Here is a 15,707-nt window from a genome sequence, read left to right as displayed (position 1 = left end):
CATTAGGTCGTTAAAGCTATCAAACAGGTCGAACAATATATTGGATTGAATCATTAGCCAGCTATATGCTTTTTTCATTGCCTGACCGGCTGCGTCCTCCGAGGTCCCCCGTGAAAACTGCTGTCGCCCCACTCGCCCATGAAGTTCCTCCCGCAGCACCGGACGCTATTGCCGCTGAGCTGGCGGAGATCTACATCGAAAAAGGCACCCCGGCGTTCATGCGCACGGTGCTGGCGTTGTTCTGCGGCGGCTTCGCGACGTTCGCCCTGCTCTACTGCGTGCAACCGATGATGCCGCTGCTGTCCGACGAGTATTCCATCAACGCGGCGCAGAGCAGCCTGATCCTGTCTATCGCCACCGGCATGCTTGCCATCGGCCTGCTGATCACCGGCCCGATTTCCGACCGTATCGGGCGTAAACCGGTGATGGTGGCCGCATTGTTCGCCGCGGCGCTGTGCACCATGGCCAGTGCGATGATGCCGAGCTGGCACGGTGTGCTGCTGATGCGTGCGCTGATTGGATTGTCGTTGAGCGGTCTGGCGGCGGTTGCGATGACCTATCTGAGCGAAGAAATCCACCCACAGCACATCGGCCTCGCCATGGGTTTGTACATCGGTGGCAACGCGATTGGCGGTATGAGCGGACGCTTGATCACCGGGGTATTGATCGACTTCGTCAGCTGGCACACGGCGATGCTGGTGATCGGTGGCCTGGCGCTGATCGCCGCGGCGCTGTTCTGGAAAATCCTCCCGGAATCGCGCAACTTCCGCGCCCGCTCGCTGCACCCGCGCAGCCTGCTCGACGGTTTCACCATGCACTTTCGCGACGCCGGGTTGCCGCTGCTGTTTCTTGAAGCCTTTGTGTTGATGGGCGCATTCGTCACGCTGTTCAATTACATCGGCTATCGCCTGTTGGCCGCGCCGTACCACATGGAACAGGCCTTCGTCGGGTTGCTGTCGGTGGTGTACCTGTCGGGCATCTACAGCTCAGCGAAAATCGGCTCGCTGGCCGACAGACTCGGTCGCCGCAAAGTGCTCTGGAGCACCATCGCGCTGATGATCGTTGGCCTGGCCCTGACGATGTTCACGCCACTGCCGCTGGTGATCATCGGCATGCTGATCTTTACCTTCGGCTTCTTTGGCGCCCACTCGGTGGCCAGCAGCTGGATCGGCCGCCGCGCCACCAGGGCCAAGGGACAAGCATCGTCCTTGTACCTGTTCAGCTACTACGCCGGGGGGAGCATCGCCGGTACGGTGGGTGGCGTGTTCTGGCACCTGGGCGGCTGGAACGGCATCGGGTTGTTCATCGGCACGCTGTTGGTGATTGCGCTACTGGTCGCGTTGAAGCTGGCGAAGTTGCCGTTGTTGCCGCAGAACACCTCGACTACCTGAGCACCACCCGTGCCTCCAGGGCATCGTCGCGTTTTTCCAGGGTCAGCGATTGCAACGCGACACCGTTGCGCTCCATGCCGTCGAGCCACTGCATCAACGGTTGTGCATTGCCATTGAGGGTCACGCGCAGCAGATCGGTGTCGCTCTCCATCTGACGGATCTCCAGCCCCGTCGCCGCGGCGCTTTCGCTGATGCGCAGCGATAGCGGTTTTTCGCTGTCGACGGGGACATCGCTGCGCGGTAACGCCCGTTGCAGTTGCGCGGCCAGCCCCGCCTGCTGTTGATACTGTCGCTCGGCGGTTTCCAGTCGCTGCCGGGTCGGTTGCCAGATCAGGCTGAAAGCCACGACCGCCAACAAAAAAGTCCCCGACACTTGCAACAGCCGTTGTTCGCGCACGGAAATGCGCCGCCATGCCTGCTTCATGCCCCGTCCTCCACGGTGAGGGTGGCGTGTACCCGGCCAGCCGTTTTGTTCGCGCTGTCGAGCCGCACGGGCATGCCTTGTTGTCGCCCGCGTTCGCGCAACTGCTCCAGCTCGGTAAAACCGCTGGCGGTCAGCTGGATTTTCCAGCCTTCGCCTGCTCGAAACTCGATGCGCTGGACCTCGACCGGGCTGGCGCCAATCACCTGTTCGATCAACCGGATCAGCCCGGCAATGCGGCTGTTTTGCGAATCCACAGGCTGGCTTTGCAGGGCCTTGAGTTGCGCAGCCATATCGACGATGCGGCTTTGCTCCGGGTAAAGCGCCTTGAATCGCTGTTCATTCTGGGTGGCCAGGCGGCGGGCTTCGCTGTCGAGGAAGCGGATGCGCGTTTCGCTGGCACCCCAGGTCAACAGCGCCAGCATCAACAACGCCCACCCGCCGGCGCGCCAGGGCAGACGCTTGCCCCGTGGGGCAAATGCGCCTTGCAGCAGGTTGATGGCCCGGGTTGGGCACTGGGTCAGGCATTGGTCGATGACGGCGGGGGCCTCACGGGCATCCAGCCATTGCATGTCCTTGGGCAATAACGGAGTGAGCAGCGCCAGGTCGTCTTGCGATATCGCCAGGCGCGCCGACAGGCCTGCACCCAACAACCAGCGACCGAACCACCATGCGCCGCACGGCTGATCACCGGACAACAGATCGGCATCGACGAACACCCCGCGCACCTCAATGCCCGCCTCTCGCAGCAAGTCGAGCACGGCGGCCAACCGTTCACGGCCAATGACCATGACCGGGAAGCAGCCGTCACGATCACGAGCGCCAACGCTCAGATGCACGCCTTCCAGCGCTTCACTCAGTTGATCTTCCACGGCGTAGGCCATGGCCTGGGCTTCGGGCCTGCGTCGCGACGGCCATGGCTCGCTGCGAACCCAACTGCACATTTCCATGGGCATTAGCACATCGACTACCTGGCCTTGCAATGCCGAGGCCGCCTGATTCAGTGGCATCGGCTGGCGTTGACCGGTTTTTGACCACAGGACGCAGGGCCAGAGGCCTGATGGCGCGTCCTGCCCTTCGGCGGTCAGGTAAAGCCAAGTGTTCATCGCGGTCTCTCGTGGCTGCTCATGGGAAGAAAACGTCGTTGCAGCACTGTCAGTTGTCGAGTCTTGGGGTCGTGCCCGATATCCGTGGCCAGGTGCAGTTCGCGCCCGTCCCGGGTCACCCGCACCCTTATCCGATACCAGCGGCTTTGGGTGCCAAGTCCGTGACTGCTCAGGCCCTGCCCGGAGAGCAAGGGGTCTTGGGTAAACGCCTGGACGCTCGCCCAAGGCGTTGTTGCCGCCTGACGCGCCAGCGCATCGGCGGTCGCGGCGTCCACCTCGCCGAGTGCTCTCAACAGCAGTGCCGGCGCGGTGTTGATGTTCAAGGCGGCTTCAGTGGGCAGCAGCGCCACCCAAGGCTCCAGCCGCTGCAGCAAGCGAGCGTCAATGCCGGGCAGCAAGCGCAACTGGCTGAGTTCCCGCAGCGGCCCGACCTGACTCAGTTGCAGAGGAGGCAGTTCGAGCAGCTCGAGCAGACGTGCCCAACGATTGAGGGTGACTTGATCCACCTGCCCCTGGCGTAACAACGCATTGAGATTGAAGCGCCCGGCGAGGTCGTCGATATCGATAAGGAACTGCGCATCGTCAACCTCGAAGTCAGGCGCCATGTCAGTCCAGCCTTGCAACCGTTCGACGGGTTTTTTCGCGTCCTGCAACGCATCGCGCAACAGCAACAACGCCCAGGTTTCCCCGCCCGATGCGAGTTGCCGCAGCTGTATCTGCTGCAATTGTTGCCCGCTGCTTTGCAACGCAAGGTGATGACTGCGCAACACGCCGCCGATGATCAGCAGTGCCAGGCTCATGACCAGCAATACACTGATCAAGGCAATGCCGCGTTGGCGCCCGTTCATGGCAATGCACCCGGCATCGGCAACACCCGACGAATCGATTCGAAGCGCCCGACAGAGACTTGCACCTCCAGCGCCATGGGCGCCTTCGCGTCCTGCCCGGCCGGCCAATGAGCAACCCAGCCGGACTGGCTGTCGAACAGACGCCAGCCCAATTCGCGAACGTCTTCGAGCAACTTTTGCCGCTGCACGAACTCCGTACCTTCGCCCTGGCTTTCGCGCCACAGCACGCCGCCGTCGAGCCGATAGCTCAGCATCTGGCGCTCACTGCGGGGTTGGTCCAGAGGGTTGCGCCAGTGACTGCGCTGGAACTGCAAAAGCGGCCCGGCGAGCACCACCGGCTGTGCGGTGACGTGCAGCAGATCCCGCTCGATCACCGCCATCGCTCGTTGCAGGCTCCTGAGTGCTCGCTCGTGGGCCGCCGTGCCCTGTTGCACTCGCAGCACGCTATCGAACAAACCCCAACTGGCCAGCCCCAGCACGGCGAAGATGGCCAGGGCGATAACCAGCTCCAGCAAGGTGAACCCACGCTGCCTAGTCATGAACCGCAAGTATCCAGCCGCTGGCACGATGCAAGGCGTGCGCACTGTTCGCCGGGCTGACCTGGATGTCGACCTGGAGCAAACGCGGATCGCCGGTGGCGCTGATGTGCTGTTGCAGCACCCAGTCGCGTTGATCCATGGACACGATCTGTTGTTGCTGACCGGCCGCCAAGCCCGATTGCAGGCGCAATTCGTTCAAGCGGTTGTCCGCCAGCCACGCTGCGAACAGCCGAGTCTCGACGGCGCCGCGCTGCTTCACCGCGTATTGACTGGCCGACAGCACGGCTGCCGCCAGTGTCGCGAAGACCGCCAGGGCCACCATGATTTCCAGCAGCGTGAAGCCGCCCATGGACGACAAGGGTGGCCGACTAGTCATCGATCACCACCTCGCCGGTACCATCGCCGGACAGGCTCAGCCAGGTCCTGTCGCCGGACTCGAATGTCAGCGTGAAGGCACTGGTTTCATCGTTGCTGAGCAAGAGCAACTGCGGCGGTCCTTCGTCAGCGTCCAGCCCTACCCCATAGCCATCCTGCTGCAAACGTACTCGTATGCTCAAAGGCCAGGTAGTCAGCCCCTCCACCGGCTCCCACCCGCCATCACCCCGGCGCATCACCCGGTGGCCATCGGTACCCAGCCGCAAGCCATATTCCTGCCCCTCGAACACCGCGCGCTCACGCAATTGATGAATCACCTGCACCATCGCCTCGGCTACCTGCCTGACCTCGCGCGCGGGACTGCCCCCACCGACAAAGCTCACCATGCCCAGCAAGACGCCAACCACGACAATCACGATCATCAGCTCCAATAACGTAAACCCCCGACTGCGGTAGCCCACGGATCAATGGCCCCAATTGCCGATTTCGGCTGCAAACCCTTCGCCGCCCGCTGCGCCATCGGCGCCCAGGGAATACAGGTCGTAAGTGCCGTCTACCGATCGCATACCCGGATTGAGGTACTGATAAGGCGTGTTCCACGGGTCGACCGGCATGCTCTTGAGGTAACCCTGGGGGTTCCAGCCCCGCGCCACGGGCAGTCCGGAAGGACGCTTGACCAACGCTTCCAGGCCTTGCTGGGTCGAGGGGTAATGGGCGTTGTCGAGGCGGTACATTTCCAGGGCGGTGGCGATGGCCTGGATATCGATTCTGGCGGCAGTGACCTTGGCTTGATCGGGGCGGCTCATGAACTGCGGCACCACAATGGCCCCCAGCACGCCGATGATGACCACCACCACCATGATTTCGATCAGGGTAAAACCGCGTTGCGCGCGGGAAGGTTTTTTTCGGACAGGTTGCATGGATCAATTCACCAATTGGTTGAGGCTGAGAATCGGGAGCAGGATGGCCATGACGATCAGCAGCACGACGCCGCCCATCAGCACCAGCATGGCCGGCTCGAAGAGGCCCACCACCAGCGCGATGCGCGCGGCGAGGCTGTTTTCCTGTTGTTCGGCGGCCCGGGCCAGCATGCGGTCGAGTTCGCCGGCACGTTCGCCGCTGGCGATCATGTGCAGCATCATCGGCGGGATGTCGCCGCTCATCTCCAGGCCACGGGTCAGCGTTGCGCCTTCGCGGACCGAGCGGGCGACATCGACCATCCGCGCGCGGATGGTCAGGTTGCCGATGACTGCGGCAGCAATTTCCAGGGCGTCCACCAAGGGCACGGCACTTTTGCCGAGGATTGCCAGGGTGCTGGCAAACCGCGCGGCTTCCATGGCGCGCAGCACTTCACCGATGACGGGGGCATTGAGCACCCAACGATGCCAGCGCAGACGCCACTGCGGCTGCTGCCAGCTCCAGCGCCACAGGCCGAGCAGCACCGCCAGCACGCCCATCAACAACAGGAAATGGTCGCGCAGGCCGTTGCTCACGCCGATCAGCGCCCGGGTCAGCCAGGGCAACGGCTGGCCGCTGTCGACGAAGATCTTCACCACATCCGGCACCACGTAACCGAGCAGAAAACCGACGATTGCCACGCTGGCCAACATCAGGATCAACGGGTACACCAGGGCCATCTGAATCTTTTGCCGCGAGGCCTGGCGGGCCTGGGTGTAGGCCGCCAGTTGCTCCAGCACATGGCCCAGATGCCCCGAGCGTTCTCCGGCGGCCACGGTGGCGCGGAACAACTCGGGAAAGGCCCGGGGAAATTGCCCCAGTGCCGAGGCCAGGGCGTGACCTTCCATTACCCGGCTCCTGACCGCCGAGAGCAAGCTTGCAACCTTGCGCTTTGAGCTCTGCTTCGCCACCGCATCGAGCGCTTCCTCAAGGGGCAGTCCGGCCTGAACCAGCGTTGACAGTTGCAACGTCAACAGCGCCAGATCAGCGGCACTCAGGCGTCCACCTCGCGACCGCTGGCCCGCACCGCCGCCAACCCTGACCTCGATCAAGACACGCGGCCACAAACCACGCTCACGCAACAACTGTCGCCCATGGCGGGGTCCATCGGCCTCCAGCCGTCCCTTGCAGGATCGTCCCTGGGCATCGTGGGCGCGGTAGTCGAAGGTCGGCACCGATCAGTTCTCCTGGGTCACACGCAGCAATTCATCGAGGCTGGTCAACCCTTCAAGCACCCGCTGGCGCCCGTCCTGGAACAGGCTGCGCGAGACCTTGCGTGTTTCGTCGACGAGCAATTGCTCACTGGCGCCCTGATGGATCAGCGCCGAGACGGCGGGCGTCACGCTGATCAGCTCGTAAATGCCGATGCGGCCGCGATAGCCGTTCTGGCACTGTTCACAGCCCGAAGCCTTGAACAGGGTGTGCGACGTGCTGGTGTCGAGCCCCAGGCGCTGGCAGGCTGCCGCGTCGGCGAGGTACGAAACCTTGCAATGGGGGCACAAGGTGCGCAGCAGGCGCTGGGCCAGAATGCCCACCAGCGAGGACGCCAACAGATAGGCATCGACACCCATGTCTACCAGCCGCGTGACCGCGCCGGCCGCGCTGTTGGTGTGCAGGGTCGAGAGCACCAGATGTCCGGTCAAGGACGCCTGGACAGCGATCTCGGCAGTTTCGCGGTCACGGATTTCGCCAACCATCACCACGTCCGGATCCTGGCGCAAAATCGCCCGCAGGCCCCGGGCGAAGGTCATGTCGACCTTTGGGTTGACCGGCATCTGGCCGACACCCGGCAGGTGATATTCGATCGGGTCTTCGACCGTGAGAATATTGCGGGTCTGGTCATTCAGGCTGCTCAGGGCGGCGTACAGGCTGGTGGTCTTGCCGGAACCGGTCGGCCCGGTCACCAACAAAATGCCGTGGGGCTTGCCCAACAGTTGGCGCAGGGCCACGAGGGTATCGTCCGGCATGCCCAGCCGATGCAGGTCCAGGCGCCCGGCCTGCTTGTCGAGCAAACGCAGCACCACCCGTTCGCCGTGGGCCGAAGGCAGCGTCGAGACCCGTACATCGACTTCATGCCCGGCCAGGCGCAAGGCCATTCGCCCATCCTGGGGCACGCGTTTTTCCGCGATGTCCAGGCGCGCCATGACCTTGATCCGCGACACCAACAGCGTCGCCAGTTCGCGCTTGGGCCTGAGCATTTCACGCAGTTGGCCATCCACCCGCATGCGCACCGACAGGTACTGCTCGAAGGTTTCCAGGTGCACATCCGAGGCATGCTCACGCACTGCTTCACCGAGTAGCGCGTTGATCAGGCGAATGATCGGTGCGTCGCCCTGTTGCTCCAGCAGGTCGGCGGTTTGCGGGACCTGATCGACCAGGCTGAGCAAGTCCAGTTCTTCGTCCAGCCCTTGGGCAACCTGCTCCACCGCACTGTGCCCCTCGCGATAGGCCGCCGCCAGGCGCGAGGCGTACTCATCGGCCCCGACGATTTGAAACGGCAACGTCCGTCCGCACACCCGGCGCGCTTCCGCCAATGCGGTGAGCGGCGCATCACTGCGCAGGGCAATGCGCAGCTCGTCGCCGTCATGCTCCAGCAACACACCAAAACGCCGGGCGAAACCGAAGGGCAATTGCTCGCAGAGTTCGCTCATGGATTCACTGCGCCTTGCCGCGCAAATCGAACACTGGCGCGTCGCTGGCCGGTTCGAACAACCCGCGCGCCTCGGAAGGCAGCAACAGCGAGTTGTTTTCCCCCGCCCCTGATTTGCTCAAGTCACGCAGCGCGTTGTAACGCTGCTGGCTGACCTGAGACAGGTCTTCCTTGCTGCGCACGATGGTCGGGCGCAAGAACACCATCAGGTTGCTTTTGGTCTGGGTGTCGCGGCTCCAGCGGAACAACGCGCCGAGGTAGGGAATGTCTCGCAGCAGCGGCACGCCGCTTTTCTGGGTGCGCACGCTGTCCCTGATCAGGCCGCCGATCACGATGATTTCGCCATCGTCGGCGAGAATGGTGCTCTTGAGTGCTCGCTTGTTGGTGATCAGGTCCGAGGAATCGATGCCCGACACCGACGGCGCGATGTCCGACACTTCCTGCTCGACCTCCAGGCGCAGCGTCGAGCCTTCGTTGATGTAAGGCTTGATCTTCAGGCTGATGCCGACGTCCTTGCGCTCGACGGTGGTGAACGGATTCTCCGCGCCGTTGCTGTTGGTGGCGTAGGAGCCGGTCTTGAACGGCACGTTCTGGCCGACGATGATTTCGGCTTCCTGATTGTCCAGGGTCAACAGGCTCGGCGTGGACAGCAGGTTGCTGTGGGTGTTGCTGGCCAAGGCCGAAATCAGCGCACCGAAGCGGTCGCCGCCCAGTTGCAGGATCGCCCCCTCCGGCGCCGATCTTTTCTCGTCGAACTTCAACCCGCCGACGATCGGAATGTCGGTGCCGGGAAAGTTGATGAAGCCCTTGGCGTCACCTGTGCTGAGGTTCCACTGCACACCGACGGCCTCAGCGATGTCGCCGGAGATTTCGACGATGGCGGCATGGATCAACACCTGGGCCCGTGGCTGGTCCAGCTGGCGCACGATGTTTTCGATGGTCCGCACTTGCGCCGGCTCGGCGATCAGCACCAGCGCGTTCTGGCTTTCGTCGGCCTTGATCATGAAGCTTGCACCGCCAGACGTGTCCTTGGCGTTGCCGATGGCGGATGTCTGCTTTCTGCCCTGCCCCATCGACTCCAGAATCTCGGCCAACTGCTTGGCATCGCTGTGACGCAGGCGAATCACCCGGGCATTGTCGAGGGTCGTGGTAGCCGGCGTATCGAGACCTCGGGCCAGCTCGATCAAGCGCTGGCGAACGACCGGCGGGCCAATGAAAACCAGGCGATTGGTCCTGGTGTCCGCCAGTACCTGTATCGCTGAATCGGCATTGCGCTTGCCCATGGAGGCCTCGATCACCGGCGCGACATCGCCCGCCAGGGCATGCTTGAGCGGGACCACCGCGTGCAGGTTGTTCTGACCGGAGTCCAGTTCGCGGATCACCCGCGCGATGCGCTTCACATTGGCAGCCGTGTCGGTCAGCACCAACGCATTGGCCGACACCGAAGGGCCGACATAACCATTGGCAGACACCAACGGTCGCACCAGCCCGGCGATATCGGAGGCACTGCTGGTGTTCAAGCCGATGACTTCGGTCACGAACTGCGACGCCGTAGTGGTTTTCACCGTGCCCTGGCCGGCCCGGGTCTTGGCCTCGGCAACCGGGGTGATGAGGATCCGGTCGCCCTCATCAATCACCGTGAAGTGGTGGGCGTCGAGCACCGAATAGAACAACCGACGCACGCCTTCACGATCGAGGGCCTGTCGGGACATGACCGTGACGCGACCGGAGACTTTGGGGTCCAGCACCACGGTGGTCCCCAGAATGTTGGAGATCTCTTCGACGATGTCGCGCAGCTCTGCGTTGTTCATCGCCAGCTGCCATTTTTCTTCCTCGGCCAGAAGCGCGCCGTGGGAAAGCGTTACCACCATGGCGACGAAAAAAATCACCGGTCGCAGTGCTTGCGCACCGAGAAAGCTATTCATGAACTTGATCACTCTGTCGACCCGGCAAGCGGGCTAAAAAAACGCGGAGAAACGCTGGGCACTTGGGGCTTGCCGTGGGGATCGAGCCGTTGCAGAAAACCCGGTGCGGGAGGCTGGAGCGTCAATAGTTCCTCTCGGCCCTTGCTCCACAACACCGCGTGGTCGGGCTCGACGCGACGCAAGACGCTGCCACCGGGCAAGCGCTCGCCGACCTGGTAGATGCGCGCGCCTTGTGAGTCCGCCAACAACACCCGGGACAAGCCATGAGTGACGACGAAGCTTGCCTTCAAGCTCAGCGGTTCCGCGCTCGGCAGCAACTCGGCGCCCGTCGTCAGACCGAGCACCGTTGCAACCGCCGTTGCGTCGAGCGTTTGCCGGGGTGCGGGTGCGGTTCGCGAGGTTTCGACCCGCGCTGGCAGCATCAACTGTTCGCGATAGCGCCACTCCTGCCAGCCCAGGAACGCCCCATAGGCCAGCGGCACGACCAGCAGGCTCGCCTTGCCCAGGAGCAAGACCAGTCCGGCCAAGCGTTCGCGCGAAAGCATCACCATGGCCTCACTCAAGTCGCCCGGCCCCAGGCTTGCCACACAGACGCAAAGACATCCGTTGCAGCACCCGGTGGTTGCAGGCCTCATGCACGATGACGGCACCGATGTGGACGGCCAGCAGCAGCGACAACACCACACACGCCCACGTGTGGACCGTAACAAACAGGGCGATCAGGCATGGATCGCTTAACGGTTGAGCGATCCCGATAACCCCGAATACATTGATCGGGCGATCCATCATCAACACGCCGGTCACCAGGACGGCCCCGACGATGAGGTAAATCGAGGTCCACAGGATCACCGCCGCAGACAACCAATGCAGCAGCACGCGCAGTCTGGAATAACCCGAAACCGTCATTTTCAACTCGATCAACATCAAGGGAATAAAGCGTCAGGCGATCGGCTACCGATCGCCTGAAGTGCTACGAGGGGGACTTACAACTTGTTCCACGCCATGTGCCAGTGAGCACCGACACTCGGTTCGAAGCCGTTGGCGGAGGGGCTGTACTGCTTGCAGTAACCCGACTCGGGGAACGGTTTGCACTCAAAGACTTCGTTGGTCTTCGGATGCAGCACCTTGGTACCGGCTGTGTAGTCGCTGAGGCCTTCAGGGAACACGAAATCGTATTCGATGCCGGCGCCCTCACCGGTCAGTTGGGTGGTCTGGGTGTCCTGACGGGTCGTGCGGCCATCCAGGGTGGTGCCGACCAGGGTCAAGGTGTGCGCGCCCGGGTTGCTGCGCACATCCATGGACAGCGAGGTGGAGCCACTGGCCACTTGTGCCGAGGTGGTGCCTACCGGTTTGTTGTTCTGGTCGAGCAAAGTGGCTTCGACGTTCATCGCACGGTTCGCGATCATGCTGAAATCGACCTTCGCCCGGCCCTTATCCAGAACGTATTCGGCTTGCTGCGAGGCCACCGACATGCGCGCAGCGGTGTCCTCCTTCATGTCCAGTTGCACTTCGTAGCGCACTACCCCGCTTTCTTTTTGTGCGTAGAGGCTGTTGGTGCCTTTGACCGGCTCGACATTGCCGCTCTCGTCGCGGATACCGGCGCGAACAAGGGTGTGGGTCTGGTTGATTTTCTCTGCCAGCTTGAACGACCAGTTTTGCGGCGTGCCTTCTACAGCATTATCGATGCTGATTTCGACACTGTAGTCCGGGCTCTCGCCATTGCCGGTGAATGCGCGGGCCTTGACCTTGTCGCCCACCAACAGCGCCGTCGAAGGCGCAATGCTGCCTACGGAGGACCAGCCGCCAGGCAGTTCAGGCTCCGCCAGGATGTTCAGATCCGTAGCGTTGTAGAACGCGGCATCGGTATCGCCCACGGTCCAGATGGCCAGGACGACGTGATGACCAGACTTGTCTGCCGGAATGTTGCAGTTGTGCTTGTCGCTGGACTCCGGACGCTTGTTACCGCCGTCGATGGTGCAGAACGGCGTGCTTTCGAAAGTGGCGCGTTTGAGCGATTCGTTCGGATTCCAGCCGTTGCGGGTGATGAAATACTCGTGTTTGGTAGCCGGGTGAACCGCTGTGTAATGCCACTTGAAATCGATGTTGCGGTCCTTGATTTCAGTCAGGTGCCAACGGGTGGCGGACTGTGCATCCATGGCAGAAAACAGCGAGTGACCACCGCTGGCGATCTTGCCATCGACCGGCCCCTGCAAGGGAGCACCGCCGACGCCCGCCGGAAAGCCTTTGAAGGTTTCACCGACACTCTGCGGTTCGTACTGGGCGCCACCGCAGTTGGTGTTCAAGCCTTTCTGGCAAGCCAGCGCGCGCGACGGCGGCACTTCCAGATAGCCATGGGCGGAAACGGTTTGAGAGGCCAGCATTGCCGATAACAGGATCATCGATGAAGTGCAGGCCGTTAAAGCACTTCTTTTATCAAATGTAATTTTCATGATGTATTCCAGACTGCTTATCGAAAACAGGGCGCCTTGTGGGCGCCCCTGTTCGCTTCGTGATTGTTCGGCAATACGCCGGACAAGGGCCTGGAACCTTACGGGGATGGAGGAAAATTCTATGTAGGAGTAATCACCACGCGAGGCAGGAACAGTCTCTCCTTGCCTCAATCCGACAAAAAAAGAAAACATTCTTACAGTTGGTGATGCTCTATTTTTTGAGCTTTTAAGCGGCACAAAAAAACCTGTCCGGCACGAGGCGGGACAGGCTTTGTGAAAACGGGCAATCGCTACTCGTGATACTGCGCCGACAGCTCATGTACCGCGCGCAGGAATGCACCAGCATGTTCCGGATCGACTTCCGGCGTGATGCCATGGCCGAGGTTGAACACGTGGCCGCTGCCTTTGCCGTAGCTGGCCAGGATGCGCCCGACTTCGGTACGGATGGCTTCCGGCTTGGCGTAGAGCACGGTCGGGTCCATGTTGCCTTGCAGCGCGACCTTGTCGCCAACACGGGCACGGGCGCTGCCGATGTCGCAGGTCCAGTCCAGGCCCAGTGCGTCGGCGCCGGCATCAGCGATGCTTTCCAGCCACAGGCCACCGTTCTTGGTGAACAGGATGACCGGCACCTTGCGACCTTCGTGTTCGCGGATCAGGCCGCTGACAATTTTCTTCATGTAGGCCAGGGAGAATTCCTGGTACGCCGCCGCCGACAGGCTGCCACCCCAGCTGTCGAAGATCTGTACCGCTTGCGCACCGGCCATGATCTGGCCGTTAAGGTAGCTGGTGACTGTCTGCGCGAGCTTGTCCAGCAGCAGGTGCAAGGCTTGCGGGTTGTCGTAGAGCATGGTTTTGGTCTTGCGGTAGTCTTTCGACGAGCCGCCTTCGACCATGTAGGTCGCCAGGGTCCACGGGCTGCCGGAGAAACCGATCAGCGGTACGCGGCCGTTCAGTTCGCGGCGGATGGTGCTGACCGCGTCCATCACGTAACCCAGGTCTTTGTGCGGATCAGGAATCGGCAGGGCTTCGATGTCGGCCAGGGTGCTGACGACTTTCTTGAAGCGCGGACCTTCACCGGTTTCGAAATACAGACCCTGCCCCATGGCATCGGGGATGGTCAGGATGTCGGAGAAGAGGATCGCCGCATCCAGTTGTGGATAGCGGTCGAGCGGCTGCATCGTGACTTCGCAAGCGAACGCCGGGTTCATGCACAGGCTCATGAAATCGCCGGCCTTGGCACGGCTGGCGCGGTATTCAGGCAGGTAGCGACCGGCCTGACGCATCATCCACACGGGGGTGACGTCTACGGGTTGCTTGAGCAGGGCGCGCAGGAAACGGTCGTTCTTCAGGGCAGTCATGTCGGCATCCGGAAAAAAAGTGAGGGCATTTTCTCAGAGCCGGGAGCAAAAGGCACGGTTGCAGGTCAGCCTTTTGTCTATCGGGTCAATTTGTCGCGGTGGAATGCAGTATTTGACTCACCACAAAACGACTGTGGGAGCGAGCTTGCTCGCGATGAGGGCTTCACATTCAACATCTCTGCTGACTGATCCACCGCTATCGCGAGCAAGCTCGCTCCCACAGGGGGTATTACATTTAGTTCCGGGGCGGGGTTACACGCCCAGGTAATCCAGGATCCCTTCGGCGGCATTACGGCCTTCGAAGATCGCCGTCACCACCAGGTCGGAACCGCGCACCATGTCGCCACCGGCGAAGATCTTCGGGTTGCTGGTCTGGTGCTTGTACTGACCTTGTTCCGGCGCCACCACGCGGCCCTGGCTGTCGGTCTGGATTTCGAACTGCTCGAACCACGGCGCCGGGCTTGGACGGAAACCGAAAGCGATGACCACGGCGTCGGCCGGGATGATCTCTTCGGAGCCCGGGATCGGCTCGGGGCTACGGCGGCCACGGGCGTCCGGCTCGCCGAGACGGGTCTCGACCACCTTCACGCCTTCGACCTTGTCTTCACCGACAATGGCGATCGGCTGGCGGTTGTAGAGGAATTTCACGCCTTCTTCCTTGGCGTTCTTCACCTCTTTGCGCGAGCCCGGCATGTTCGCTTCGTCACGACGATAGGCGCAGGTCACCGACTTGGCGCCCTGGCGGATCGACGTACGGTTGCAGTCCATCGCCGTGTCGCCGCCGCCGAGTACCACGACCTTCTTGCCTTTCATGTCGACGAAATCTTCCGGCGACTTTTCAAAGCCCAGGTTGCGGTTGACGTTGGCGATCAGGAAATCCAGCGCGTCGTACACGCCCGGCAGGTCTTCCCCGGCAAAGCCGCCCTTCATGTAGGTGTAGGTGCCCATGCCCATGAATACCGCATCGTATTCTTCGAGCAGTTGCTCCATGGTCACGTCCTTGCCCACCTCGGTGTTGAGGCGGAACTCGATGCCCATGCCAGTGAAGACTTCGCGACGATTGCTCAGCACGGTCTTTTCCAGCTTGAACTCGGGGATGCCGAAGGTCAGCAGACCGCCGATTTCCGGGTTCTTGTCGAACACCACCGGGGTCACGCCGCCGCGCACCAGCACGTCGGCACAGCCCAGGCCCGCAGGCCCGGCACCGATGATCGCGACACGCTTGCCGGTCGGCTTGACCTTGGACATGTCCGGGCGCCAGCCCATGGCGAACGCGGTGTCGGTGATGTACTTCTCCACCGAACCGATGGTCACCGCGCCGAAGCCGTCGTTGAGGGTGCAGGCACCCTCGCACAGACGATCCTGCGGGCACACCCGGCCGCAGACTTCCGGCAGTGTGTTGGTCTGGTGCGAGAGTTCGGCGGCCTGGAGGATGTTGCCCTCGGCCACCAGCTTCAGCCAGTTGGGAATGAAGTTGTGCACCGGGCACTTCCATTCGCAATACGGGTTACCGCAACCCAGGCAGCGGTGGGCCTGGTCGGCCGACTGCTGGGGTTTGAAGGGTTCGTAGATTTCCACGAACTCTTTCTTGCGTTGACGCAACAGTTTCTTCTTCGGATCCTTGCGCCCGACCTCGATGAACTGGAAGTCATTATTCAGACGTTCAGCCATTTTAAAACCTCATCAA

General features: G+C 62.1%; 16 protein-coding genes. 1 reads left to right on the top strand and 15 read right to left on the bottom strand.

The features are described from left to right. The first annotated feature begins 110 nt into the window (after nucleotides 1-110). Nucleotides 111-1,391, top strand: a complete 1,281-nt coding sequence (locus ACM6IT_RS14810; RefSeq protein ID WP_413966567.1) for an MFS transporter — start codon at nucleotides 111-113, stop codon at nucleotides 1,389-1,391. Here the strand turns inward: ACM6IT_RS14810 and gspM are convergent. The 15 genes from gspM to ACM6IT_RS14735 all read right to left on the bottom strand — a co-directional run bounded on the left by gspM (nucleotide 1,384) and on the right by ACM6IT_RS14735 (nucleotide 15,691). Next, nucleotides 1,384-1,815: a type II secretion system protein GspM gene (gene gspM, locus ACM6IT_RS14805; protein ID WP_056725659.1), complete on the bottom strand. Its 432-nt coding sequence runs from the start codon at nucleotides 1,813-1,815 to the stop codon at nucleotides 1,384-1,386. The two genes, ACM6IT_RS14810 and gspM, sit on opposite strands and share 8 nt — an antisense overlap. Continuing rightward, the gene (gene gspL, locus ACM6IT_RS14800; protein WP_223541758.1) at nucleotides 1,812-2,918 is read right to left on the bottom strand and encodes a type II secretion system protein GspL; all 1,107 of its coding nucleotides are present in this window, start codon (nucleotides 2,916-2,918) and stop codon (nucleotides 1,812-1,814) included. Before gspL ends, gspM begins: the two co-directional genes overlap by 4 nt. Further along, nucleotides 2,915-3,766, bottom strand: a complete 852-nt coding sequence (locus ACM6IT_RS14795) for a type II secretion system protein GspK (RefSeq protein ID WP_414918242.1) — start codon at nucleotides 3,764-3,766, stop codon at nucleotides 2,915-2,917. The genes gspL and ACM6IT_RS14795 overlap by 4 nt, the downstream gene beginning before the upstream one ends. After that, nucleotides 3,763-4,305 carry a type II secretion system protein GspJ gene (locus ACM6IT_RS14790; RefSeq protein ID WP_056725666.1) on the bottom strand — a complete coding sequence of 181 codons (543 nt, stop codon included), beginning with the start codon at nucleotides 4,303-4,305 and terminating at the stop codon, nucleotides 3,763-3,765. The genes ACM6IT_RS14795 and ACM6IT_RS14790 overlap by 4 nt, the downstream gene beginning before the upstream one ends. Further along, nucleotides 4,298-4,681 carry a type II secretion system minor pseudopilin GspI gene (gspI, locus tag ACM6IT_RS14785; protein ID WP_056725668.1) on the bottom strand — a complete coding sequence of 128 codons (384 nt, stop codon included), beginning with the start codon at nucleotides 4,679-4,681 and terminating at the stop codon, nucleotides 4,298-4,300. The genes ACM6IT_RS14790 and gspI overlap by 8 nt, the downstream gene beginning before the upstream one ends. Continuing rightward, nucleotides 4,674-5,141: a type II secretion system minor pseudopilin GspH gene (gspH, locus tag ACM6IT_RS14780; protein ID WP_414918241.1), complete on the bottom strand. Its 468-nt coding sequence runs from the start codon at nucleotides 5,139-5,141 to the stop codon at nucleotides 4,674-4,676. Before gspH ends, gspI begins: the two co-directional genes overlap by 8 nt. A gap of 3 nt (nucleotides 5,142-5,144) precedes the next feature. Further along, complete coding sequence (gspG, locus tag ACM6IT_RS14775) at nucleotides 5,145-5,600, bottom strand: type II secretion system major pseudopilin GspG (protein ID WP_414914181.1); 456 nt, start codon at nucleotides 5,598-5,600, stop codon at nucleotides 5,145-5,147. A gap of 3 nt (nucleotides 5,601-5,603) precedes the next feature. Next, on the bottom strand, nucleotides 5,604-6,812 hold the full coding sequence (gene gspF, locus ACM6IT_RS14770; protein ID WP_056725675.1) for a type II secretion system inner membrane protein GspF: 1,209 nt from the start codon (nucleotides 6,810-6,812) through the stop codon (nucleotides 5,604-5,606). A 3-nt stretch (nucleotides 6,813-6,815) separates the two neighbouring features. Further along, nucleotides 6,816-8,288, bottom strand: coding sequence for a type II secretion system ATPase GspE (gspE, locus tag ACM6IT_RS14765; RefSeq protein ID WP_414918240.1), 1,473 nt, complete (start codon nucleotides 8,286-8,288; stop codon nucleotides 6,816-6,818). Between the two features lie 4 nt (nucleotides 8,289-8,292). Beyond that, complete coding sequence (gene gspD, locus ACM6IT_RS14760) at nucleotides 8,293-10,212, bottom strand: type II secretion system secretin GspD (RefSeq protein WP_414918239.1); 1,920 nt, start codon at nucleotides 10,210-10,212, stop codon at nucleotides 8,293-8,295. Between the two features lie 8 nt (nucleotides 10,213-10,220). Further along, a complete protein-coding gene (locus ACM6IT_RS14755; RefSeq protein ID WP_414918238.1) occupies nucleotides 10,221-10,763 on the bottom strand; it encodes a hypothetical protein in 543 nt (180 codons plus the stop codon). Nucleotides 10,764-10,767: 4 nt separating this feature from the next. After that, complete coding sequence (locus tag ACM6IT_RS14750) at nucleotides 10,768-11,118, bottom strand: cytochrome b/b6 domain-containing protein (RefSeq protein ID WP_414918317.1); 351 nt, start codon at nucleotides 11,116-11,118, stop codon at nucleotides 10,768-10,770. 77 nt (nucleotides 11,119-11,195) lie between these two features. Then, nucleotides 11,196-12,662: an N-acetylglucosamine-binding protein GbpA gene (gene gbpA / locus ACM6IT_RS14745; RefSeq protein WP_414914176.1), complete on the bottom strand. Its 1,467-nt coding sequence runs from the start codon at nucleotides 12,660-12,662 to the stop codon at nucleotides 11,196-11,198. Nucleotides 12,663-12,952: 290 nt separating this feature from the next. Further along, nucleotides 12,953-14,020, bottom strand: a complete 1,068-nt coding sequence (gene hemE / locus ACM6IT_RS14740) for a uroporphyrinogen decarboxylase (RefSeq protein WP_056725688.1) — start codon at nucleotides 14,018-14,020, stop codon at nucleotides 12,953-12,955. A 252-nt stretch (nucleotides 14,021-14,272) separates the two neighbouring features. After that, nucleotides 14,273-15,691, bottom strand: a complete 1,419-nt coding sequence (locus ACM6IT_RS14735; RefSeq protein ID WP_007975602.1) for an FAD-dependent oxidoreductase — start codon at nucleotides 15,689-15,691, stop codon at nucleotides 14,273-14,275. Nucleotides 15,692-15,707 lie beyond the last annotated feature (16 nt).

Source organism: Pseudomonas sp. IT-P4 (assembly GCF_949767755.1).
GTDB classification, from domain to species: domain Bacteria; phylum Pseudomonadota; class Gammaproteobacteria; order Pseudomonadales; family Pseudomonadaceae; genus Aquipseudomonas; species Aquipseudomonas monachiensis.
The sequence above is the reverse complement of the archived record's forward strand: the minus strand, read 5'-3'. Positions and strand labels throughout refer to the sequence as shown.